At 63.6% G+C, this 22,668-nt stretch carries 21 protein-coding genes and 1 pseudogene; 8 read left to right on the forward strand and 14 right to left on the reverse strand.

All coding sequences use genetic code 11. From position 1 onward, the window contains the following. Positions 1–29 precede the first annotated feature (29 nt). The 3 genes from JG739_RS02005 to JG739_RS02015 all read right to left on the reverse strand — a co-directional run bounded on the left by JG739_RS02005 (position 30) and on the right by JG739_RS02015 (position 3,859). Positions 30–1,025, reverse strand: a complete 996-nt coding sequence (locus JG739_RS02005; protein ID WP_202365020.1) for an ABC transporter permease — start codon at positions 1,023–1,025, stop codon at positions 30–32. Positions 1,026–1,106: 81 nt separating this feature from the next. Then, a complete protein-coding gene (locus JG739_RS02010; RefSeq protein ID WP_202365021.1) occupies positions 1,107–2,651 on the reverse strand; it encodes a sugar ABC transporter ATP-binding protein in 1,545 nt (514 codons plus the stop codon). A 245-nt stretch (positions 2,652–2,896) separates the two neighbouring features. Beyond that, positions 2,897–3,859 carry a sugar-binding protein gene (locus JG739_RS02015; RefSeq protein WP_202365022.1) on the reverse strand — a complete coding sequence of 321 codons (963 nt, stop codon included), beginning with the start codon at positions 3,857–3,859 and terminating at the stop codon, positions 2,897–2,899. Positions 3,860–4,356: 497 nt separating this feature from the next. On the opposite strand from JG739_RS02015, the gene JG739_RS02020 reads away from it, so the two are divergent. From JG739_RS02020 to JG739_RS02035, 4 genes are all read left to right on the forward strand, one after another. After that, positions 4,357–4,722, forward strand: a complete 366-nt coding sequence (locus JG739_RS02020) for a hypothetical protein (RefSeq protein WP_202365023.1) — start codon at positions 4,357–4,359, stop codon at positions 4,720–4,722. A 137-nt stretch (positions 4,723–4,859) separates the two neighbouring features. Continuing rightward, a complete protein-coding gene (secDF, locus tag JG739_RS02025) occupies positions 4,860–7,415 on the forward strand; it encodes a protein translocase subunit SecDF (protein ID WP_202365024.1) in 2,556 nt (851 codons plus the stop codon). Between the two features lie 175 nt (positions 7,416–7,590). After that, positions 7,591–7,779 (forward strand): hypothetical protein, encoded by a 189-nt coding sequence (locus JG739_RS02030; protein ID WP_202365025.1) that lies wholly within the window; start codon positions 7,591–7,593, stop codon positions 7,777–7,779. Positions 7,780–7,825: 46 nt separating this feature from the next. Further along, complete coding sequence (locus JG739_RS02035) at positions 7,826–8,794, forward strand: LysR family transcriptional regulator (protein ID WP_202365026.1); 969 nt, start codon at positions 7,826–7,828, stop codon at positions 8,792–8,794. A gap of 64 nt (positions 8,795–8,858) precedes the next feature. Here JG739_RS02035 and JG739_RS02040 read toward each other — a convergent pair whose 3' ends face one another. Continuing rightward, positions 8,859–9,662, reverse strand: coding sequence for an SRPBCC family protein (locus JG739_RS02040; RefSeq protein WP_202365027.1), 804 nt, complete (start codon positions 9,660–9,662; stop codon positions 8,859–8,861). Beyond that, on the reverse strand, positions 9,653–10,261 hold the full coding sequence (locus tag JG739_RS02045; RefSeq protein WP_202365028.1) for an ArsR/SmtB family transcription factor: 609 nt from the start codon (positions 10,259–10,261) through the stop codon (positions 9,653–9,655). The genes JG739_RS02040 and JG739_RS02045 overlap by 10 nt, the downstream gene beginning before the upstream one ends. Before the next feature lie 234 nt (positions 10,262–10,495). On the opposite strand from JG739_RS02045, the gene JG739_RS02050 reads away from it, so the two are divergent. Then, positions 10,496–10,888 carry a GFA family protein gene (locus tag JG739_RS02050; RefSeq protein WP_202365029.1) on the forward strand — a complete coding sequence of 131 codons (393 nt, stop codon included), beginning with the start codon at positions 10,496–10,498 and terminating at the stop codon, positions 10,886–10,888. A 46-nt stretch (positions 10,889–10,934) separates the two neighbouring features. On the opposite strand, the pseudogene JG739_RS02055 reads toward JG739_RS02050, so the two are convergent. Beyond that, positions 10,935–12,439, reverse strand: a pseudogene (locus tag JG739_RS02055) (winged helix-turn-helix domain-containing tetratricopeptide repeat protein). Positions 12,440–12,574: 135 nt separating this feature from the next. Here JG739_RS02055 and JG739_RS02060 point away from each other — a divergent pair. Beyond that, on the forward strand, positions 12,575–12,826 hold the full coding sequence (locus JG739_RS02060) for a DUF1127 domain-containing protein (protein ID WP_244749666.1): 252 nt from the start codon (positions 12,575–12,577) through the stop codon (positions 12,824–12,826). Between the two features lie 140 nt (positions 12,827–12,966). Here JG739_RS02060 and JG739_RS02065 read toward each other — a convergent pair whose 3' ends face one another. Together JG739_RS02065 and JG739_RS02070 are read right to left on the reverse strand one after the other, a co-directional pair. Continuing rightward, complete coding sequence (locus JG739_RS02065) at positions 12,967–13,239, reverse strand: hypothetical protein (RefSeq protein ID WP_446720529.1); 273 nt, start codon at positions 13,237–13,239, stop codon at positions 12,967–12,969. Between the two features lie 263 nt (positions 13,240–13,502). Beyond that, positions 13,503–13,895 (reverse strand): winged helix-turn-helix transcriptional regulator, encoded by a 393-nt coding sequence (locus JG739_RS02070; protein ID WP_244749667.1) that lies wholly within the window; start codon positions 13,893–13,895, stop codon positions 13,503–13,505. A gap of 330 nt (positions 13,896–14,225) precedes the next feature. Here JG739_RS02070 and JG739_RS02075 point away from each other — a divergent pair, with 330 nt between their 5' ends. Then, positions 14,226–15,197 (forward strand): quinone oxidoreductase family protein, encoded by a 972-nt coding sequence (locus tag JG739_RS02075; protein ID WP_202365030.1) that lies wholly within the window; start codon positions 14,226–14,228, stop codon positions 15,195–15,197. On the opposite strand, the gene JG739_RS02080 is transcribed toward JG739_RS02075, so the two are convergent. The 3 genes from JG739_RS02080 to JG739_RS02090 form a co-directional block, all read right to left on the reverse strand. Next, positions 15,164–16,276: an S-adenosylmethionine:tRNA ribosyltransferase-isomerase gene (locus tag JG739_RS02080; protein ID WP_202365031.1), complete on the reverse strand. Its 1,113-nt coding sequence runs from the start codon at positions 16,274–16,276 to the stop codon at positions 15,164–15,166. The two genes, JG739_RS02075 and JG739_RS02080, sit on opposite strands and share 34 nt — an antisense overlap. Beyond that, positions 16,273–16,995, reverse strand: coding sequence for an SDR family NAD(P)-dependent oxidoreductase (locus JG739_RS02085; protein ID WP_202365032.1), 723 nt, complete (start codon positions 16,993–16,995; stop codon positions 16,273–16,275). The genes JG739_RS02080 and JG739_RS02085 overlap by 4 nt, the downstream gene beginning before the upstream one ends. Before the next feature lie 365 nt (positions 16,996–17,360). Continuing rightward, a complete protein-coding gene (locus JG739_RS02090) occupies positions 17,361–17,831 on the reverse strand; it encodes a MarR family winged helix-turn-helix transcriptional regulator (RefSeq protein ID WP_202365033.1) in 471 nt (156 codons plus the stop codon). 137 nt (positions 17,832–17,968) lie between these two features. On the opposite strand from JG739_RS02090, the gene JG739_RS02095 reads away from it, so the two are divergent. Further along, positions 17,969–18,763 carry an alpha/beta fold hydrolase gene (locus tag JG739_RS02095; protein WP_202365034.1) on the forward strand — a complete coding sequence of 265 codons (795 nt, stop codon included), beginning with the start codon at positions 17,969–17,971 and terminating at the stop codon, positions 18,761–18,763. 266 nt (positions 18,764–19,029) lie between these two features. On the opposite strand, the gene JG739_RS02100 is transcribed toward JG739_RS02095, so the two are convergent. The 3 genes from JG739_RS02100 to JG739_RS02110 all read right to left on the reverse strand — a co-directional run bounded on the left by JG739_RS02100 (position 19,030) and on the right by JG739_RS02110 (position 22,666). Further along, positions 19,030–19,425, reverse strand: coding sequence for a (R)-mandelonitrile lyase (locus JG739_RS02100; protein WP_202365035.1), 396 nt, complete (start codon positions 19,423–19,425; stop codon positions 19,030–19,032). Positions 19,426–19,556: 131 nt separating this feature from the next. Then, positions 19,557–21,671, reverse strand: coding sequence for a xanthine dehydrogenase family protein molybdopterin-binding subunit (locus JG739_RS02105; RefSeq protein WP_202365036.1), 2,115 nt, complete (start codon positions 21,669–21,671; stop codon positions 19,557–19,559). Further along, positions 21,668–22,666, reverse strand: coding sequence for an FAD binding domain-containing protein (locus JG739_RS02110; protein WP_202365037.1), 999 nt, complete (start codon positions 22,664–22,666; stop codon positions 21,668–21,670). The genes JG739_RS02105 and JG739_RS02110 overlap by 4 nt, the downstream gene beginning before the upstream one ends. Between the last annotated feature and the right edge of the window lie 2 nt (positions 22,667–22,668).

The raw sequence follows: 22,668 nt of genomic DNA on the forward strand, positions 1-22,668 counted from the left end.
CACAAGGGGAGAAGGAAGAGGCGGAGCCGCTACTCCGCGGCTGCGCCAGCCGCGCCCTTGCGGGTTGCCTCCAGCATCAGCCGCCGCTCCCGGTACACGCCCCATTGCTGGTCGACCAGCACGCCGATCAAAATCACCCCGCCCATCACGGCGAAATTGAGCGAGGACGGGATGCCGAGCAGGTTGACGAGGTTTTGCAGTTCCTGCAGCAGAACCGTGCCCAGGATCACGCCGATCAGCGAGCCTTCGCCGCCACGCAGCGAGAAGCCGCCGAGCACGGCTGCAGCAATGGCGTAGAGTTCGTAGAACTGGCCGTGGCTGGCCGGTGAGATCGAGCGCGTGTACATGGCGAAATAGATCGCCGACAGCGCCGTCAGCACACCGCAGATGACGTAGGCCGCCATGACGACGCGGCCGGTGCGGATGCCCGAATATTTCGCCGCCTCCTCATTCTTGCCGATGGCGTAGAGGTAGCGGCCGAACACCGAACGGTGCAGCACTACCCACATCACGATGGCGATGACGATCAACGCGATGAAACTGTTCGGCACGCCATAGGAACGCCCCGCGGTCAGGAATTCGAGCTCCGGAAAGTTCTGTCCGAAGGCAAAGCCCGCCGTGCCGTCGGCCGTGTAGAACCGCGCCACGCCGCGATAGATCAACAGGCCGCACAGTGTCACCACAAAAGGCTGCAATTTGAGCCGCGTGATCAGCCAGCCATGTGCCAGCCCGATGATGCCGCCGAGCACGAGGATCAGCGGCAGCGCGACCGGCCATGCCATGCCGCGCGTGGCGATGAAATCGATGAACAGGACACCGAGCAGCGCGACCACCGAGCCGACCGACAATTCGATGCCGCCGGTGATGATGACGAAGGCCTGGCCGATCGCCAGGATGCCGAACAGCCCGATCAGGTTCGATGTGTTGGCGAGGTTGATCGGCAGCAGGAAGCGCGGGTTGATGATCGCCACCACCGCTCCCACCACAAGGATCAGGATCAGCAGGCCGAGATCTTTCTTGCTCATCGTCTTCTCCCCAATGCCTGCCTAGGCAGGCTCCGCACAGTGTCCGCTATTTGCGAGCAGAACGTGCGTCAAAAACAAAAACTATCTCGGCTGTTTGCCGACGGCCAGCAGCAGCACGTTTTCCTGGCTGAACTGTTCCTTGTCGAGAATGCCTGAGATCTGGCCCTCATGCATGACGGCGATGCGGTCGGAGACGCCGATCACCTCCTCCATGTCGCTCGATATCATCAGGACTGCGACGCCGGCATCGGCCAGCGCCCGCATCAGCCCATAGATTTCGGCCTTGGCGCCGATGTCGATGCCGCGCGTTGGCTCATCGAGGATCATCACCTTCGGGCTCATGGCCAGCCACTTGGCCAGCACCACCTTTTGCTGGTTGCCGCCTGACAGCGTGCCGGTGCGCGTCGTCACCGAAGGCGCCTTGATGCCGAGATTGCGTTTCTGCGTCTCGGCGGTGACAGCTTCGGCGCGGGCAGAGACCAGGGATCGCCGGGCATGCGCCGGCAGATTGGGGAGCGAGATATTCTGGGCAATCGACAGGTCGAGCAGGATGCCGGTCAGCTTGCGATCCTCGGGGACGAGGAAGATCCCGTTGGCCACAGCGTCGGCCGCCGAACCAAGTACCAGATCTTTTCCATCAAGCTGGAGCGCGCCGCCAAGGCTCGTCTCGATACCGAAAAGCACGCGCGCCAGTTCGGTGCGGCCCGAGCCGACAAGACCCGCCAGGCCAAGGATTTCGCCGCGCCTGACGCCGAGATCGACCGGCCGGTCGGGATAGGCGCTGGTGCGAACGGCCTTGGCCGACAGGGCGACGGCGCCAGGCGGGCGGGCCGATTCTGCGGCCTTCTCCCGCTCCTTCAGCATGCGGCCGATCATCAGCTTGACCATAGAGTCGTGGTTGATGGCGTTCTTCGGCAGCGTGCCGGCAAGCATGCCGTCCCTCAGCACGACGACGCGATCGGCAACCCGCTCGACCTCGTGAAGGCGATGCGAGATGAAGATGACGCTGATGCCGTCGGCCTTCAGCGCCTTGATGACATCGAGCAGCTTGTCGGTTTCGGCAAGGGGCAGGCTCGACGTCGGCTCGTCGAGGATGACCAGCCGCGCCTCGATCGACAGCGCCTTGGCGATTTCGACCATCTGCTGCTGGGCAAGCGACAGCGCCGATACCGGGGTGTCGGCCGAGAAATTGGCGCCCACGCGTTTGAGCAGCGGCGCCGCCAGCGTGCGCAGTCTGGTGCGGTCGACAAGCCTGAGCGGACCGGCACGCAACGGCTCGCGGCCGAAAAAGATGTTGGCGGCAACGTCGAGGTTTTCGAACAGGTTGAGTTCCTGGTGGACGAAGGCGATGCCGGAACCGATGCTGGCCTCGACGGTCAGCCCGTCATGGGCGACGCCGTCGACCGTGATCGTGCCGGTGTCGGGTGTGGTCACGCCGCCGAGGATCTTCATCAGCGTCGACTTGCCAGCGCCGTTTTCGCCGACGAGGCCGATAACCTCGCCAGGCCTGACCTCCAGCGAAAACCCGTCCAGCGCGACCACGCCGGGATAGGTCTTGCGTACGTCCTCGAGGCTGAGGAACGGGGCAATCGTGGATGCGCCGATAGATGCGTCGGAATAGTTCATAATGCCTGACAGCAGTTGGCGGGCTGAAAACTGACGGGCCTGCGCGGGCACGTCAACGATAAACAGGACAATCCGCTGAAGGTTTGGCGCTGCCCCTCACCCTTACCCTCTCCCCGTTAAAAACGGGGAGAGGGGGTCGCCAGCGCTGCGGCCAAGTCCCTTCTCCCCGCGATAATGGGGAGAAGGTGCCGGCAGGCGGATGAGGGGCAGCGCAAACGCCGACAAGCGGTTGCGGCCTGCCTCCATCAGTTGCCGGACATAGCCTTCAGATTGGCGGCATAGGCGTTGACGTCGTCCTTGCCGATGATCTTGGTCGGGATGATGATCAGGCCGTTCTCCGGAATGCCCGACTTGTCGCCCTCGAGATAGGCCCCCATCAGCTTCATGCCCTGGTAGGCCCATTCGAAGGGCTGCTGCACGACGGTGGCGGCAACGGTGCCTTCCTTGACGCCGCCCAGCGTGATTGGATCGTCGTCGAAGCCGACGACGGTGATCTGGCCGAGCTTGCCGGCGTCACGCAGCGCTTCATAGATGCGCGGCGTGTTGTAGGAATAGAAGCCGACCATGCAGGTGACGTCGGGGCTGGCGACCAGCGCGTCCTCGACGTTCTTCTTGGCGCGGGCCTGGTCGATGTCGTCGCCACGCACGTCGATCAGCTCGATCTTGGTGCCGGCGAGCCCTTCCTTCATGCCTTGGATGCGCTCTTTGGCATTGTCGGCGCCGAGCAGGCCGACGAAGCCGAGGCATTTACCGCCGTCGGGCATCGCCTTCTTGGCGATCTCGGCCGCCTGCTTGCCGGCATCGATGTTGGACGAGCCGATATAGGCGATACGCTTGGTCTGCGGCGCGTCGCTGTCGGTGGTGAACAGCGCCGTCTCCGAGGCGATCTTGTTGAGCCCGTCGGTCGAGGTCTTGGGGTCGACTGCCGAAACCATGATCGCCTTGACGCCGGCCGTCACCAGATCGTCCATCAGCCGCTGCTGGATGGCGACCGACGACTGTTCCGGATATTTGAGCTCGAGATTGTAGTTGGGCAATTCGGCCTGGGCCTTCTTGACGCCGGCTTCGGCGGCCTTCCAGAAATCGGAAGCGCCGTTGACGACGAAGGCCAGCGTCGGCTTGTCCTGGGCACGGGCAATCGCCGTGAAGGACAGGCCGAGAGCCAGGGCCGCTGCGGCGACGGACGCAATTCGTATCGCAGATTTCATGTTCAACCTCCCAATTGATTTCATTTTCGCTGATCTGGACTTTGTCGAATGCAGCTTGAACGCCCTCCTCCTCAAGGGTGCTGGCAGCGAAAGAACGGCGCCATCCCAGCCGCGATCTGAACTCTAAAGACTCATTGGCTGCTCGTAAATAGTCCGATTTGTCTGATATTTCGTGATTTGTGGAGCGTTGCCCTGCAACGCAAACGTCCCGGACGATGGTGGCCAAAGCTATGCAGACAAGGCTCCCCGCGGAGGCAGCCTCGCGGATACTGGTATACGAGTATACGAATATCCGGTTCGGATCTGAGAACAGGTTCTGCAGCCAACCCTTCTCGTCCCGTGAAAGCTGCGCTTCAATTCGCAGCATAAGTGCTATAGTTAGACCAAGGACGCGGCTCGCCGCTTACAGAGGCAATGAAGGCGAAAGCGTATTGGTCGCAGTGTACGAAAGCCGTAGTGATGGGATGAGACGAGGCGGCCGAGGACGGGCCGGCGTTATGCTCAGCCTGGGTGCTGGTCTGCGGCTGCTGGCTTCGCTGCTCTTTCTGATCTGGACCATTCCTGCGGCAACGGCCGACCGGGTCGCGCACGACCTTGCCAAGAGCCAAATCGGCGCGACCGAGCCAGTCACATACCCGACTGTCCTTGCCCGCAGCATTGCGCGCCACGTCGGCGCTGAGACTTCCCGTTTCAAGACACCTGTCATTGCGAGAGACGGCAAACCGTTTTGCATTATCGCGGTTTTGCGGCTGCCGCCCGAAACCGCGTCAGCCGCGCCATTTGGCATATGGACTGAAGACCGGCCGGAACTGTCGCCGATCCGCGCCTTTGATGCGCGCGCGCCTCCGCTTCTCACGGCGTGAACCTGGCCGCGCGACCGCGGCTCTAGACTCCCAAAACTTTCACATCGCGTTCCGTTCGTCGAGTTGCTCGCCGGTCGGAACGACAAAGCTCTTGTCGGAGGCGGTTTGCGCCCGATATGGGCTGAACGGACAAGAACATGCTGCATTTTTCGCGCTGGAAGACCATTCTCATCTGGCTGACGGTTCTGGCCGGCATCCTCTACGCAGCTCCCAATCTGGTTCCCGCCTCCACTCTGGCATCGCTGCCGAATTGGCTGCCAAAGCAGCAGCTGACGATGGGGCTCGACCTGCAGGGCGGCTCGCACATCCTGCTCCAGATCGATCGGCAGGACCTCGCCAACGAACGCCTCGAATCGGCACGCGACGAGGTCCGCACTTCGCTGCGCGATGCCCAGATCGGCTATACCGGGCTTGCCGGCACCGCCAATTCCATCCAGGTCCGCATTCGCGACCAAGGCCAGATCGAAGCGGCGAAGAGCGCGCTCGAAAGATTGACGCAGCCGATCTCGACGGGGCTTTTCATGAGCGGCTCGGTGACCGAGATGGAGATGGCCGAGCCGGAACCGGGCCTGCTGCGCTTCACGCTGACCGAAGCCGGGATCGACTACCGAATCGCCGCGGCGCTGACTCAATCGATCGAGGTGGTGAGCCGGCGCGTCAATGAACTCGGCACGACCGAGCCGATCATCCAGCGCCAGGGATCGGACCGCATCATGGTCCAGGTGCCGGGCCTGCAGGATCCGCAGCGGCTGAAGGATATCCTCGGACAGACGGCCAAGCTGACCTTCCAGATGGTCGACCAGTCGGTGCCGGTCGAGGAAGCGATCTCCGGCCGTCCACCGGCGGGCTCGACGGTGTTGTATTCTACGGAAGAGCCGCGGGTCCCCTATCTGATCGAGAACCGGATCATCGTTTCCGGCGAAAACCTCGTCGATGCGCAGGCGACCTTCGACCAGCGCACCAACGAGCCGGTGGTCTCGTTTCGCTTCGACAGCCGCGGCGCCACCCGCTTCGGTCAGGCTACCCAGGCCAATGTCGGGCGCCTGTTCGCGATCATCCTCGACAACGAGGTGATCTCCGCGCCTCAGATCCGCGAACCTATCCTCGGCGGCACCGGACAGATATCCGGCAGTTTCACGGTGGAGAGCGCGAACGATCTTGCCGTCCTGCTGCGCGCTGGCGCGCTGCCTGCCGACCTCACTATCGTCGAGGAGCGCACCGTCGGTCCGAGCCTCGGCAGCGATTCGATCGAGGCGGGCCAGTTCGCGTCAATCATCGCCGGGGTTCTGGTCGTCGGCTTCATGCTGTTCGCCTATGGGCGACTGGGGCTGATCGCTAATATCGCGCTGCTGGCCAACGTCGCACTGATCATCGCCATCCTGTCGGTGCTCGGGGCGACGCTGACGCTGCCTGGCATCGCCGGCATCGTGCTGACGATGGGCATGGCGGTCGATTCCAACGTCATCATCTTCGAGCGCGTCCGCGAAGAGAACCGCCAAGGGCGCTCGATGGTGCAGTCGATGGATTCCGGGTTCAGACAGGCGCTGGCGACCGTCGTCGACGCCAATGTGACGACGCTGATTGCCGCCGTCATCCTGTTCTTTCTCGGCTCGGGGCCGATCAAGGGGTTTGCCGTCACCCTCGCCATCGGCATCGTCACCACCGTGTTCACGGCTTTCACGCTGACGCGCTGGCTGGTCGCGTTCTGGCTTCGCCGGCAGCGGCCGAAAACCATGCCTGCCGGTGTCATGCGGCTGGTGCCCGACGACACGCGCGTGCCATTCATGGCATTCCGAAAATACGCCTTCACGCTGTCCGTGCTGTTGTCGATCGCTTCGGCGGTGCTGTTCTTCACCGTCGGCATGAACTACGGCATCGACTTCCGCGGTGGTTCGAGCATCGAAGTGCAGGCAAAGGGCCAGCAGGCCGACATCGGCGACATCCGTGAGCGGCTGACCGGTCTCGAACTGGGTGAGGTGCAGGTGCAGGAGTTCGGCTCGGCCCGGGATGTGCTGATCCGCATCGGCACCCAGGGGGGCGGCGACGTTGCCGAACAGTCCGCCGTCGAGAAGGTAAGAAGCGCGCTGGAAACCGACTACGAGTTCCGCCGCATCGAGGTCGTCGGTCCGACAGTGTCCTCCGAACTCGCGTTCAACGGCACAATGGGCGTGCTCGCCTCGCTGCTGGCGATGCTCGTCTACATCTGGATCAGGTTCGAGTGGCAGTTCGGGCTCGGCGCCATCATTTCGACTTTCCACGACGTGATCCTGATGGTCGGCTTCTACGTCGTCGCCGGCATCGAGTTCAATCTGACCTCGATTGCCGCGATCCTGACTATTGTCGGCTATTCCATCAACGATACGGTTGTCGTCTATGACCGGGTCCGCGAGAATCTGCGCCGCTATAAAAGGATGCCGATCGCCGAGCTGCTCGACCTGTCGATGAACCAGACTCTGGCGCGAACGGTCCTGACCGGAGTGACCACGCTGTTTGCGCTGGCGGCGCTTTCGATCTGGGGCGGCGAGGTGATCCAGTCCTTCACGGTCGCAATGATCTTCGGCATCCTCGCCGGCACCTATTCCTCCATCTTCGTCGCCGGGCCACTGCTGATCCTGTTCAAGCTCCGGCCGGGCGCCCTCAGCCATGAGGAAGCCGCAGTGGCGAAGGAGCCGCCGGCGCAACAGGCGTTGTGACACAACGAAAGACGCGGCCATCTTTTGGGTAGCGGCACTTTGATCTGGCGCATGATCCTTTCCGAAAATCGATTGCGATTTTCAGGGATCATGCGCCAACCAGACCGTCTCTCGCATCACCTCGTTCGCATCACCTCGTTGCCGTGCAGCCGATGATCAGTCGGCGGCAATCACCTTGGCGACCGGCAAGGACGGCAGCGACGCTGAACCTTGGGAGGTCAGAGCGGCAATTTCGTCGTTGATGCCGGCACAGGCGGCAGCGGCGGGCCAGCGCGGCCGCCTGCTCCAGGCTGATGCGGGTCTGCAAGCCGGTGCGCAAGCCGCCATTCGCGTTCATGAGAGCGATGCACCGCTCAACCGGTAAAATTGCATGTTGATGTTGATGAAGCCAATGATATTGTTTCAGGAATATGCTGAACGAAATTGATCTTTCGCGCACCGATCTCAATCTCCTCGTCCTCTTCGAGGCCGTGCTCGGAGAGGGCCACGTGGGCCGGGCGGCGGACCGGCTTAACCTGACGCCATCGGCCGTCAGTCACGGGCTCGGCCGATTGCGCCGGCTCCTCAACGATCCGCTGTTCCTAAGAACGCCCAAGGGCGTGGTGCCGACGGCCCGTGCAACGGAATTGGCCGCGCCGATCGCCGACGTTCTGGCGCGCGTGCGCAGCGTGATGGCGACTGCCGCGCCCTTCGATCCCGCCACGGCCATGCGCCGGTTCGCAATCGGCGCACCGGACGGTGCCTCAGCCGTGATCCTGCGCCCGCTTCTCGCCGAACTCACCCGGATTGCGCCACGCATCGACGTCAGCGTGCGTCAGATCCTGCCCTCGCCAGCGCGCGTCTGGCGGAGCGCGATTGTCGATCTCGAGGCGCACGCAATCGATATCGCGATCATTCCGTCCGATGACATCCCGTCTCGCTTCGAAAAGCGCTGCATCTACGAAGAAGACTTTGTCATTGCCATGCGCCTTGGACATCCGTTCGCGCGTGATCCGACCTTGGAGCGATACTGCAGCATGCAGCATCTGGTGGTCTCGGACAGCGGCGATCCCTACGGCTTCGTGGATGAACAACTGGCCAAGCAAGGCCGGGCGCGACGGGTCGCGTTGACGGTTCCGAACTTCATGTTCGCGCTCGCGGTCATCGCCGAGACCGACCTGATCTCGGCCCTGCCGCGGCGGTTCGTTGCCATGCATGCGGCGCGTTTCGGCGTGCTGAGCCTCGATGCCCCGTTGCCGTTGCCCGGCTTCCGGCTCAACGCCGTCGCTCCCAAGGTCGCGATGATGGATTCTGGCGTGGCATGGCTCTTCGATCTGCTTGCAGGAGTGGAGCAGACTGCGCACCACAGCGGCCTGCCCGCACGAAGACGGCAATCATAGCTCGGAAAGCATCGTCGGCGCTGCGGGGGAAACGCAATTGTCAGTTTCATCCACGCTGGCGGTTCTACTCCGCGGGCGATGGGAAATGCTTTTCAAGCCAGGTTCGCCACTTTGGCTCCTCCCGTTTTGCAATGCGCGCTGCATCGTCGCCAAAAAGGAAAAACCGCATGGACAGGTATGTCATCGCGCCCATCGGCAAGGCGAGGAAGTGCGCGAAGCCCGGCGCGGGCTGGTCCAGTCGGACCGCCAACTCGGGATGGTCCTGCGGCCCTGTTCGCTCGACGACGCCTTCGAATGCCTGCGTGTCGGAAGGGGTGACGACGGGCTGTTGTTCAGTCGCATTCGCCAGGCCCAAGGGTTCAACCAGCTTTCGCCATGCATCGGCTAAAGGTTCAGAGGACGGGACCAAGAGCTGAAAAGCCGAGCCGTGCTGCCCGGGAAAATGCGTGAGGTAGAGGCGGAGCAGGCGAAAGAAGGAAATCCATCCATAGCTGTGGGCGTCGAACTGATCATCCCAATCATCGGAAGTCGAGAACCAGCGATGGACAACGCGAACGCTGCATAGCCCGCCGGACTTTGCCTCGACAATCCATTCCGTCGCTACAGTTCCCGGCCCGCCCGGTGCTTCTGCGACAAACCGCCTGGGCGGCTCCCAAGCTGTAATGGTGGCGATGGCATCCATGCTTCCATCGGAAGCGAAATGCGAAACGGCGGTTCCTCCGATGCGGCCTTCGAGTTCGCTCGGCACGAACCATTGAGATATTCCAGGTCCCGTTGCGATCGCGTTCCAGACGTCCTGCGGCGTACCGGGGACATCCACTTGCGCCTCGACCGAGCGATTGCCGGCCGCATCTTTTCTTACTGGCATTGATCGTCCTTTCCCTGCGGATTGGCTGGTGAGGGATGCGCCGTCACGACAAGGCGGTGCGATCGTCCCTGCGGCGCGGTTTCGTCGTGATAGCGTGCCGCCAGCGTGGTGATGGCCTCGGTCAATTCACGCGTGAACGATGCGCGGTCGGCGGCGGAGCGGAAGCGGATTTCGGTGTCGATCGCCAAGGTCGCCAGGCGCTTGCCGGCATCGGTGGCGGCGCGCTGGAGAGCCCCGATCTCCCGCACCAGCCGGGCACCGAGCGCGATGAGGTAGCTTGCCGACAGGCGGTCCGGGGTGCGGTTCGGATCGGCGCCGACCGGACCCAGCGCGCTCGTCGAGACGACATAACTTGTGGCGCTCGCCACCATCAGCCGCTCCGTCAGGCCACCCCACTTGCGCGTGTCTGCAACCTGGACAAGCCCGTGCTCCTCCAGAGCATGCAGGTGGTAATTGATCTTCTGCCGTTTGAGGCCGAGGCGTGCGGCGAGGGTAGCGGCCGAGGCAGGCTCCCGCAGTTCTGAGAGGAGCTGGCTCCGAACCGGCTCCAATGCGGCGGCGGCCGCGCTCGGCCGATCTATGACTTCGATATCAAGCATGCAGCCCTCACATTGACAAGTTTTCCTGTCAATGCCCGTTGACGAGTGTAGTTGTCAAGAGCGAAAGGACCGCTTCGTCCCACAGGCCGAACTTTCCAGATGGCACGGGTGCTGCAGCAAGCGACCTAGCTATCGCCCACTATGGAGTCGACGCGTCCCGCCCGAATCGGCAATTGCAATGGCAGCGCCGTTCGTTGTAGCCATTGCGACCGCTTGATTTGAAGGAGACGCAGCGTGGACCGATTCACTGGCGGTTGCCTGTGCGGCAACGTCCGGATTGTGGCGTCGGGACTCCCATACCGGGTCGGCATTTGTCATTGTCTCGACTGCCGCAAGCACCATGGCGCCCTTTTTCACGCTTCCGCGGTGTTCCCCCAGGATGCGGTGACGATCGAAGGCGAGACGCGCGACTACGCCGGGCGGTTTTTTTGTCCCCGTTGCGGCTCGACAATTTTCGGACGCACCGCAGACGAAATCGAAGTGAACCTGGGATCCCTCGACGCCCCTGACCAACTGATGCCAACCTACGAAAGCTGGATCATCCGTCGCGAGTCCTGGTTGCCGCCGTTTCCGCTCACCAGACGGTACGAGCGCGATCGTGACGCCACGAGTCGCTTCGAGGCGTAGATCGCACGAACGGTGCGAAGGCGTTTGGCAGGTCACGCCGGCAACGTCACTCCGGAAGGCCGGCCTTGCGGAAGCCGTCGACGAAATGCTCGAGCGTCGCGGCGTCGCGGAATGGCTCCGTCGCGGCCCAATGGCGGGTTGTGAAATGCGGGTTGCCGACGAGGAACAGTTCGGCCTCTGCGCGCGCCTCGTCGACCCGGCCCAGTTGGGCAAGGCTTGCCGCCAGAAAGCGGCGTGAGCTTGTACGATAGGTCTCGTCCCTGCGCAGTGTCTCGACAGCGGCTTCGTATTCGCCGGCCGCATATTGCGCCTGGCCGAGCGTCAGATAGTACCAACTTGCCGGAAACGGGTTCAGCCGGAACGCCTTGCGAATGTGCTCGAGGCCCTCGTCGACCCGTCCGGCCAACACCGCAATGTCGGATAATGCCGCCCAGGCATCGGCCTCGTTCGGATCGAGCTCGATCGCCCTGGCGAATTCCGCATCCGCCTCGGCGAAGCTGCGCTCATAGGCAAGCAGGTAAGCCAGAACCCAGCGACAGCCGGCATCGTTCGGATCGATCGCCACGGCTTTGCGCGCCAGCTCCAACGCAACGCTACGGGACGTTTCGGTAGGTCCGCCAGAATGCACCCATCCCATCCAGTGATTCATGGCAAGCCAGCGATAGGCCTCGGCATATTCCGGATCGAGCGAAACCGCGCGGGTGAGCATCAGATGCGCTTCGCGCGCCGCCTGCGGCGTGTCATCCATCAGCTTGCGTGCCCGCACGCAGAGATCGTAAGCCTCGAGACTTTTGGGCCGATTGCGCGGCGGCGGTTCGCGCAGCCTGCCGAGCAACGCCTCGACGATCTTGCCGGTGACCTCGTCCTGAACGGCAAAAATGTCTTCCAGGCTGCGATCGAAGCGCTCTGCCCATAGATGGTCGCCGCTCACTGCGTCGACCAGCTGGGCGTTGATGCGCACGCGCCCCGCGGCGCGCCGTGCGCTCCCCTCCAGCAGGTAGCGCACGCCGAGGTCCTGCGCGATGTCGCGCACGTCCATCGTCTTTCCTTTGTAGGCAAAGGCCGAGTTGCGCGCGATGACGAACAGTCCGGAGATCCTCGACAGGTCGGTAATCAGGTCCTCGGTCAACCCATCCGCGAAGGATTCCTGCTCGGGATCGTTGCTGACATCGACGAAGGGCAGCACCGCTATCGATGGCTTGCCGGGCAGCGGTAAAGGTTTTCGCTTCGCGCCGAGCTGTTCGACGGCCCCCGTGAAGCGGTAGCCGACGCGCGGAACCGTGGCGATCCATTCGCCGCCATCTGCAGCCGGGCCAAGCAGCTTCGCAGCAGCGCGATCTGCACGGTGAGGTTGCCTTCCTCGACAGCCGTGCCCGGCCACGCCGCGTCCATCAACTCGGCCTTGCCAAGGATTTCGCCGGCTCGTCCAACGAGCGCCGCAAGCAGCTTTATCCCGCGGTAGCCAACGGCAACGGGGACATCGTTGCGAAGCAGCGTACCCGCACCGGAATCAAGGACGAACGGACCAAAGGCAAAGCGCGATCCCTGCATGCAGCGAATCTATAGCCCGTTTGGAAGTTTTGAGAACTATTTGGCAGAGCTTAATTACGACGCTGTTCGTATCCTGCAGAATTCAGCCTCTTTCAGGTCGAGGGTCCCTGGACCTTCAAACCGATGGAGGTTGCTATGAACGATACTCTTGCAGCGGCCCCGCATCCGGCCGCGCCGCGGGGAACGCACGTGCGGCCGGCGGGAACGTCGCGTCGGCACTACAGCCTGGCGACCCTGCGCAGCATTGTCGCGGCCTGGGACGAGCGCAAACGCTTTCGCTGGGAGCTCGAGCAGATGGCGAAGGACAATCCCCATTTGATCGACGACATCGGCCTGACGAAACGGCAGGTCGAGGCCGAGATCGCCAAGCCCTTCTGGCGAAAATAATCCTCGTCGCCGCAAGGGTCGTGAAGCCGTTAGCGTCATCGCCGCCCTTGGTGGCGCCAAAAGGCGTCCAAGATGCGAGAAGCTGGCCGCCGATCCGATCCCAAAACGGGCCTTGGCGTGCGTCAGCGCCCGGCTTTTCCTTAGTCGTCGTCGTCATCATCCGTGTAGCGGTCGCGATAGCGGCGACGATCATAGTCCTGGTAACGACGGGAGGATCGATCGTCCTGGTAAACCCTGCGTTTGACGTAGGTCTCACAATAGTCGTCCTCACAGTAGGTCTCGACAATCCGCTCACGCACAACGCCGTTGTTCGACGAGCTATTCGAGCTTCTGTTCGAGGACTGACTGTCGGCGTGGGCAACGACTGTCGCCATCATTGTCGCTGATGTCACCAGTAGGAACGTCATACGCACGGCTGCCTCCATTTTGGGCTAGATAGCGCAGCTCAAAGCCAAGTCGACTCACAAGCAACGGCTGGGCATGCCGAGCGTGCACTGCAGTCTAGCCCAAAGTGTGGCTTGGCGCGCCGGACAGGATGAACCTGGGAACTCGTTGTGCTCCTATCTGAGATCACCGCTCGAAGCGAAGATCCGCCTTGCGGCCCAAAAACTGCCCTTGCCCCCTCGGCCGAACAGCCAAAATCGGACCTACCCGGGGTCACGCGTCAAGGGGAAGATCATGCCGGCTGACCCGAGCAACGGAACTGTTCACCCCAGCGGCATAAGCCCTCTGCCCCAGCACAGAGCGTCGATCCGCTTTCCGTCAACGAATAGACGACCTTCGCGGGAGAACCCGGATGGACTTTTCGGTTCACAAGCCCGTCTGCCTCTAGTTCTCGCAACTGCTGCGTCAGCATCTTTTCGCTGATCGCCGGAATTGACTGCCGCAGCCGGCCGAACCTGCGTGGTGACGCGCCGAGTTCGCAGATGATGTCTAATTTCCACTTGCCGGAGACCATCTTTATCGCGGTTGCAAAACCATTTTCGGTGGGTCTGTGCACCTTGCCCTCCTTACCGGCAGGTAACCACTTACGCATCCGTGCGTATTGGCGTCGCGCTTCCCAGATCATAGCTCTCCCTCGGACAGCAAGCGAGCCGAGCGTTGCGCAAATCAAATATGGGGTGTCGGAACAATCAGTGCCCTGGAGACTCCACTTATGGATCGGCGCTCGCTCGCGCGCTGCTTCAAGCAGGATATCGCACGACCGTCTGCGACAGGACAGCAAAAGAGCCAGGAGGCGATCCAAACCTTCATCATCATCAACCAATCATGGAATGCCTACGAAAAGCGAACTCCTGCTTCGCCGGCGCGAAACAAGAAATCACGTCGGCGAGGCTCGATTCACGACCGTTAGAAGCGGCGGCCGTTTCATCACCAACATATTCCTAGGAGAAAAAGCATGACGAATGCAAAACCGGATACAATGCAGGCCGCCGCCATCGACCGGTTCGGTGGAGCCGAGTTGGTTACCCTGCGAGCCGTGCCCGTGCCCGAGGTCGGGCCGAACGATGTCCTAATCCGGGTCGAAGTGGCGGGCGTGGCCTCGTGGGACGCGCTCGAGCGTGAGGGTCGCTACGACGGGGCTTTCGGAATGCCGTCGAGATTCCCCTATGTGCTCGGCTGGGACTGCGCGGGCGCAGTCGTCGCCGTTGGCGGCGAAGTTAGCCGCTTCAAGGAAGGCGACCGGGTGTACGCTGCATCCATGCCACTTCCCAAGGGTGGAACCTACGCCACCTACGCAGTAACGGATGCGGACAACGTGTCGCTCATCCCCGCCAAGCTCACGGTCGAGCAAGCGGGCGTCATGGGCTGGGATGCGTTGACCGCGCTCAGCGGCCTGGAAGAGGTCGGCCTGAAGCAGGGCGATACGATAATGATCTTCGGCGCCAGCGGCGGTATCGGGCACATGGCCATCCAACTCGCAAAACGATTGGGCGCCCGCGTATTGGCGGTGGCTTCGGGCGATGACGGCGTGGCGCTATCGCAGCGGCTGGGCGCCGACGCCATCGTCAACGGGCGCAAAGAGGACGTGCTGGCGGCCGCTCGTGAATTCGCCGCCGGCGGCCTCGACGCTGCCCTTGTCACCGCAAGCGGTGAGGCGGCCGACCGCGCGCTGACGTCAGTGCGCGACGGCGGTCGGGTCGCCTGCCCGCACGGCGTGATGCCCGATCCAACTGTCCGGCCCGGCGTGGAGCTCATTCGCTACAACGGCGCCCGCAGCCAGGCCGCGACCGACAAGCTTAACCGCCTGATCGACTCTGGCCCGTTCGACGTCCATGTCGCCCGGACATTCCCGTTCGACAGGGTTATTGACGCGCACCGAGCGCTTGCCACCCACTACGTCGGCAAGCTCGCTTTGCGGGTAAGCTGAGCAAATGGTGGATTCCATCGGACATCGCCGGGCGTTGCGACGGCAGATCGATCCAGCGGTTGCCGATTGAGCAGCATGGAATCGCCGAATTCATGCGTGCGGTATCGGTGCGCGGCTAAGGCCGCGGAGGCCCTGACGAGCAGAGCATCGTCGGCAAAGGCGCGCAGGAGCTCGAAATGGCTTTCGCCCGGCTGGTGGACGCCTGTGAGAATCGCATCGACCACGCGAAGCGGTGTGTCCCGCGCGACGCGGCCCGTGGCAATGCTATTTCCTGCACGCACGCTGCCATCGGGATTGGCGGCCGCCTCAAGCGCGCGCACCACGCTCGTGCCGACCGCGATGATGCGGCTGCCGCGCAGCTTCGCCCGCGCGACCTCAGCCGCGGTGTGCTCGGGGATGCGGTATGGCTCGTCGAAGGGAAGGCGCGAGTCGAGCGCGCGATCCCCGGTCGAGGAAATGCCGGTGGCATGCGTGAGTGTCGCGAAGCCGACGTCGTGCCGGCGCCAGCTTTGAAGCGTGCGCCAGTCGAGCGCAAAGCCTGCCGATGGCGCCTCGAACGCGACCGGCCGGGCGGCAATCTTCGTCCAAACATCCCAAAGTGCCAACGGCTCGGGAACATGCGCGTATTGGATCGGCCGGCCGTGCTGCGCCAGTCCTGCAAGCACAGTTGCGCGGTTGCCTAAGAAGCGCAGCTCGAGAAGGCGAGGATGGTCGAGAAGGCGATCCACAACGGCTTCAAGCGGGCCGAGCCGGAGGCGATTGCCCGGTGACAGTGGCGGCGGATGCAGCCGATCTTCGGTGCGCGTGCGGTGATCGCCCGCACCGAAGGCAATCGCCACGAAACGCCTTGGATCGGCAAGTGACAGCCAGCCCGCCAGGCGGATCTCGATCGCTTCACTGCTGGGGACATGCGTGCCGTGCAAGCTGGCAGGCAAGGTCGCGGCGTCATTGGCGACGACCAGGTCGCCGGGCCCGAACAGCTTCGCAAGGTCAGCGCGCGGCAGGTCGGTCATCGCGCCGTCCGCCATGACCACCAACAGCCTGGCGGGGCGCCGATCCGGACGGTCGGCGGCGATCATCCAGGTGCCCCAGCGCGAAGTGCTGCGCCGGCCGGCAACGCGTCAAGCAGCTTTTCGATGATCTCGGCAGCTGCCAGATCGGGATGCTTCAAGGTGGCCGGATCGGCATCAGGAAGCGCCAGCGCGTGCAACGGGGTGTCCATATCGCCGGGGTCGAGCGCGAGGAACCTTATGCCATCGTCTTTCGCCTCCTCGTCCCAGATCGCCGTCAGATGGGCAAGAGCGGCCTTGCTCGCACCATACGCGCCCCAGCCGGGATAGGCGTTCACCGCCGCGTCGCTGGAGATGTTGATCACCAGCGCGCCACGGCCCTCGCGCGCCGACGTGGCAAGCGCACCGAACAGCGCTTTGGTCAGCCGAAACGCGCCGACGAGATTGACCGCAAGCGCTGTCTCCAGATCCTCGCACTCGGTGTCGGCAAGCAGCGCAGGCGGCACCGGCCCGAGGCTAGATGCATTGTTGACCAGAACGTCGAGCCCGCCGAGCCTCGCGGTGACCTGCAACGCGATCGGGTAGATGTCATGCTTTTTGCCGAGGTCGCCGACAATGCCGTGTGCGCCCGTCTCGTCAGCGATGCGCTCGACGTTTGCGGCAGTGCGTGCGACGAAGGCGACGCTCGCACCCTGCGCGGCGAGCTGCCGCACAAGCGCCAGTCCAAGGCCGGACGTGCCACCCGTGACCGCTACGCGAAGTCCGTGAAAATCTATATTGGTCAGCATTTCCGATGCTCCTTCGATCCTTGCAAGCCAAAGCTACAAGCTCAAGTTAACTTGAGGTCAAGCATTCATTGCGTGGATCGATGCCGACCATATGCACGCCGCACGGCAGGCGCAGCCGCGATCCCGGCGGCCACGCACGACTTCCAGATGGCATTTCAGATCGGGGAACTAGAAGCTGCGGAACAGGTGGCGCATATTGGCGCGACTATTTCGACAGTGCCGGCTTCTCGGCTGCCCCTGGGAAGCAGGCGGCTCGAGTGTCTGTTTGGACGGCACCGCCGCTCCCGGGCATGCGCCGAAGTTCCTTGTCGAGCGTCGCCTGGCTCCACCAGCCGGGTCCTATACCCTTTCGGACGTACGACGGTTCAGGCCGGCGAGTTCCAGCCGCCGACATGGGAATAGATCATGTCGCGAAGTCCCCTGACGTTGCGGTTGAGTTCGCCCAGATGCGCCGGGGTCTGGCCGGATGCGGAGAGGAGCGCATCGCCAAGGCATCCGGCCCGAGATCTGATGGCGCGCCCCTGGTCGGTCAGGGCGACCACGACCTGTCGTTCATTGTCCGGATTCCGCGTGCGGCGCACCAGCCCGGCGGCTTCCAGCCGCTTGAGCACGGGCGTCAGCGTACTCGAGTCTAGCGCCAGCCTTTCGGCGATGCCGCCCACCGTCTGCTGATCACCGCTCCAGAGCACGTTGAGCACGAGATATTGCGGGTAGGTCAGGCCCAGCGCATCAAGCAAGGGCTTGTAGAGCCGTTGGATGGCGATGCCCGCCGAGTAGACGGCGTAGCAAAGCTGGTCGTCCAGCGGCACGGGACTGCTTGTCTTTTCGTCGGTCATTGGGCTCCTTGCGTTTCATATAGCCGCTTCCATCGCGAAAATAAATATCGCGATAAAAATTACGCTGGACAACATTCAGTTGTTATCGTAATAACAATTATCGCGATAATTAACGTCGCGCTGAACAAGGATGGCACATGAACACCAAGACGAGAAACATCCTGGCCATAACGGCCGCCGCGGCAGGCATTGCCGCCACCACGCTCGCGCATTCCGCCAACCGGATTCCCGACACCCAGCCCATCAGGAACGTCGTGCTGGTGCACGGCGCCTTCGCCGACGGCTCGGGATGGCGCGGGGTCTATGATCAGCTCACCGCGCGCGGCTATCGCGTCACCATCGCCCAGAATCCCCTCACCACGCTTGCGGACGACGCCGCAGCAACCAGGCGGGCCCTGGATCGCCAGGACGGTCCGAGCATCCTCGTCGGTCATTCCTGGGGCGGCACCGTCATTACCGAGGCAGGCGTCCACCCCAAGGTGGCTGGCCTCGTTTATGTCTCAGCGCTGTCGCCCGACGCCGGCGAGACGACGGCTCAACAGTATGACGGGTTCACCACGCCTCCGGAGTTCGTCATCGACACGCAGGAGGACGGTTTCGGCTTCCTGAATCTCGAGAAGTTCAAGGCGGGCTTCGCGGCGGACGCCAGCGACGCGGATGCAGCGTTCCTGCGCGACTCGCAGGTGCCGATCAACATGTCCGTGTTTGCGACCAAGCTCAGTAACGCCGCCTGGCGGACCAGGCCGAGCTGGGCGGTCATCGCCACGAAGGACAAGGCGTTCGACCAGAAGATGCTGTTCAGCATGGCGGAGCGCATCGGCGCGACGATCACGGAAGTCGAGGCCAGCCATGCTGTCTTCATGACCCAGCCGAAGGTGGTGGCCGACGTCATCGATCAGGCCGCGCAAGGCGCTGCGGCCGCTGCACGCTGATGCCGGCCAGCCGCAACAGCGGATGATACAGGCAGGCGGCGCCCCTTTCGGCCCCGCCTCAGATCGCTGACAAACCCCGTCGATTTTCGGCGGGTTTTTCTTATCCGACGGCGGCGTTTTGGTTGTCGGGCGTCAGGGATGTTTGTCAGGAGGTGCTGGGCCTCAGGCGGGCTTGGCAAGCGACTTGGCGCCAGTGCGATCTTCTTGATGTTCTGGATACCAGAAGCGAGACCCTGCCATCAACGAGACGCCGGGGCCGGCAAGGTTCAGCTGCGGTATTCTTCTTCGCTGACTTTCTCCAGCCATTCGACCGGCTTGCCATCAAGGGATTCCTGGACAGCGAGATGCGTCATCGCCGTTGTCGCGGACGCGCCGTGCCAATGCTTCACGCCAGGCGGAATCCAGACGACGTCACCCGGCCGGATTTCTTCGACTGGCGCGCCTTCGCGCTGGACCCGGCCGAGACCGGCCGTGACGATCAGTGTCTGGCCGAGTGGGTGCGTGTGCCAGGCGGTGCGGGCGCCAGGCTCGAACGTGACACTGGCGCCACCGACGCGGGCCGGCTCGGGCGCCTGGAAGAGCGGATCGATGCGCACGGCTCCGGTAAAGTAATCGGCCGGCCCGGGGCCGGACGGCTGCGACCCAACTCGAGTGATCTTCATTGTCTCATTCCTTCCTTGAACAGAAGCTGCGCCAACCTGGCCTGCTGCAGCCAAAGCAGCGAAACCACTTGTCGCGGCAAGGACGTCTCTGCGGGTGAGGATCATGTCTCAAGCCCCTTTGCTTTCGACGGTCAGAGCAGCTTGTCCGGCGTGATGGGCAGCTCGCGGACGCGCTTTCCGGTAGCGTGGAAAATGGCATTGGCGATCGCTGGCGCGACGCCGACCAGCGCGATCTCGCCGAGGCCTTTCACGCCGAGCGGGTTCACGTGCGGGTCGTGCTCGTCGACGAAGATCACGTCCATGACAGGCGGCGCGTCGGCGTGCACCGGCACGGCGTATTCGGCGAGATTGGCATTGGTGACGCGTCCGTTGCGGGGGTCGACAACCGAGTGCTCCATGAGAGCCATGCCGATGCCGCCGATCATGCCGCCGATGCACTGGCTGCGCGCGATCTTCGGGTTGACGACGCGGCCGGCGCCATAGGCGCCGACGATGCGCCGCACGCGCGTCTCGCCGAGATCGGGATCGACGGCAACCTCCACGAACACGGCGCCAAAGGCGTGCATGGAAAACCGCTTTGACCCATCTCCGGGAGCGACGTCAGCCGTTGCCTCGATGACTTGGCCGAGACGCTTCATGGCGTCTTCAATATCGTTGGCGCCGGCGCGTGCCAGCGCGTCGGCGCGCGCCTTGCGGCAAGCCGCCTGCACCGCACTGCCGACGCTCGCCATGGTCATGGAACCGCCGTGGATAGGCGCGCGCGGCAGGCGGGTGTCGCCAAGCGTGAACTTGACCCGCTCGATCGGCATGCCCAGCGTGTCCGCCGCGACCTGCGTCATCGATGTCCATGTGCCGGGTCCCATGTCGCTCGCCGCGCTCATCACTTCGGCAGTGCCGTCCGGCAAGAGTCGGGCCAGGGCCGAGGCGGGTGCATAGTTCATCGGATAGGTGGCGCTCGCCATGCCCCAGCCGATCAGCATCCGCCCGTCGCGCATGGAGCGTGGCTCAGCCGTTCTTTGGCTCCACCCGAACCGCTCGGCGGCGGCCCGGTAGCATTCCCTGGTCGATCGGCTCGAGAACGGGAGGTCCTTGAATTCGTCCCGGTCCGGCTCGTTGCGCAGCCGCAGTTCGACGGGATCCATGCGCAGCGCGACCGCCAACTCGTCCATGGCCGATTCGAGCGCATACATGCCGCTCGCCTCGCCGGGCGCGCGCATGTAGGTCGGCGTGTGGACGTTCATCGGCGCGATGCGATGGCGCGTGTGGACGTTCGGGCAGGAGTGCAGGAACCGGGTCGCGCTGAGCAGCGCCTCGGTGAACTCCTCGTAGGTCGACGTCTCCTGGTAGCCCTCGTGCCGGATGGCCTGGAGCTGGCCGTCACGGGAGGCGCCAAGCGCGGTCCGCTGCACCGTGTGCGGACGGTAGCCGACGCCATAATACATTTCCCGCCGTGACAGCACCAGCTTGACTGGCCGGCCAGCCACACGGGCGCCCAGTGCCGCCAGCGTGACATGCGGCCAGCAACGCAGCCCCGAGCCGAACGCGCCGCCGACGAAGGGCGAGATGACACGCACGTTCTCGGCAGCGATGTCGAACACGGCGGCGATCTCCTCGGCAACGTTGTGCACCCACTGTGTCTTGTCCCACAGTGTCAGGCTGTTGCCCTCCCATGCGGCAATGGTGGCGAACATCTCGATCGGATTGTGGTTCTCGCGCGGGATCACATAGGTCTGGTCGACCCGGAATTCCGCTTGTTCGAATGCGCTGTCGGGTTCGCCTCGCCGTATCTCCCACTCGGCCGGTTTCCCGGAAGGCAGAACTGGATCGACGCTTTCCATGTCGGTGGCCGCCGCTTCATTCCGGTAAGTAACCCGCACGACCTCGGCCGCGTGAACCGCCTGTTCAAGTGTGTCGGCGACCACCAGCGCGATCGGCTGGCCCTGGTGATTCACCCCGTCGTCCTGCAGCACATGCAGGCGCTCGCCAACGGCTGCGTCGGGGAGGCCTTTATGCGGCTGGTAGGCGAGCCTGGGCGCGTTTCGGTGTGTCACAACTGCGATTACGCCGGGCGCGCGTTCGGCCTCCGCCGTGTCGATAGCAATGCGGCCGTTCGCGACAATGCTCCTGACGACGGCGGCATAAGCGAGGTTCGCCACCTCGAACTCGGCGGCATAGGTCGCAGCGCCGGTAACTTTCAGGCGGCCATCGACGCGGCTGACGGATTTTCCGATCAAGGCAGCAGTCATGCGCGTGCTCCCGCGATTTCGACCGCACGCACGATGGCGCGTTGCATGAGTTCGATCTTGAAGTCGTTGTGGCCGCGACCCCGTGTGCCTTCTGCTGCGAGCGCCGCCGCCTGGCGGAGCACCGCTGGCTCGAAGTCGGCGCCCGCGAGAGCGGTCTCGACGTTCGGCAGGCGCCAGGGTTTCGTCCCAACGCCACCGAGCGCTACCCGGGCCTGCCGGATGCGAGCGCCGTCCGTCTCGATTGCGACCGCGGCCGAGACGACGGCGAACTCGAAGGAGGCGCGATCGCGTACCTTGAGATAGTGAGATCGCAGTCCTGCCGCAGTGGCCGGGACCGTGATCGCGGTGATCACTTCGCCCGGCTCGAGGACGGCTTCGAGGTGCGGCGTATCGCGGGGAAGGCGATGGAGATCGGAGAGCGGCACGGAACGATCACCGCCAGTTCCTCGCAGCTCGACCGATGCATCGAGCGCCACCAGGGCAACCGCGAGGTCCGACGGGTGAACGGCGATACAGTCGTCGCTCGTGCCGAGCACTGCGTGCCAGCGGTTCTCGCCATCCAGGGCGGCGCAACCGGAGCCAGGCACGCGCTTGTTGCATGCCTCGTAGCCGACATCGCGAAAGTAGGGACAGCGTGTGCGCTGAAGCAGATTGCCGCCCATCGTCGCCTGGTTGCGGACCTGCGGGCTCGCCGAATTCAGCAGCGCCTGGGATATGAGAGGGAAATGCTCGACCACAGCTTGATGGGCGGCCACCTCCGCCATCGTGGCGGCGGCGCCAAGCCTCAGGCCTTGCGGACCGATCTCGATGCCGTCGTCGAGAACTCCCGCCAGGCTCACAAGCCGATCCGGTCGGCGGACATACTCCTGCAGAAGCTGCACCATGTCGGTGCCGCCGGCGATGTATTCGACCGGCGCATCATTGCGGCCGGCCTGGGCGCCAAAGCTAAGTGCGGCGGAGAGATCACGCGGACGTTCGAGCACAAAGGGATGCATGG

This window comes from Mesorhizobium sp. L-2-11, from assembly GCF_016756595.1.
In the GTDB taxonomy this organism is placed as follows: Bacteria; Pseudomonadota; Alphaproteobacteria; order Rhizobiales; family Rhizobiaceae; genus Mesorhizobium.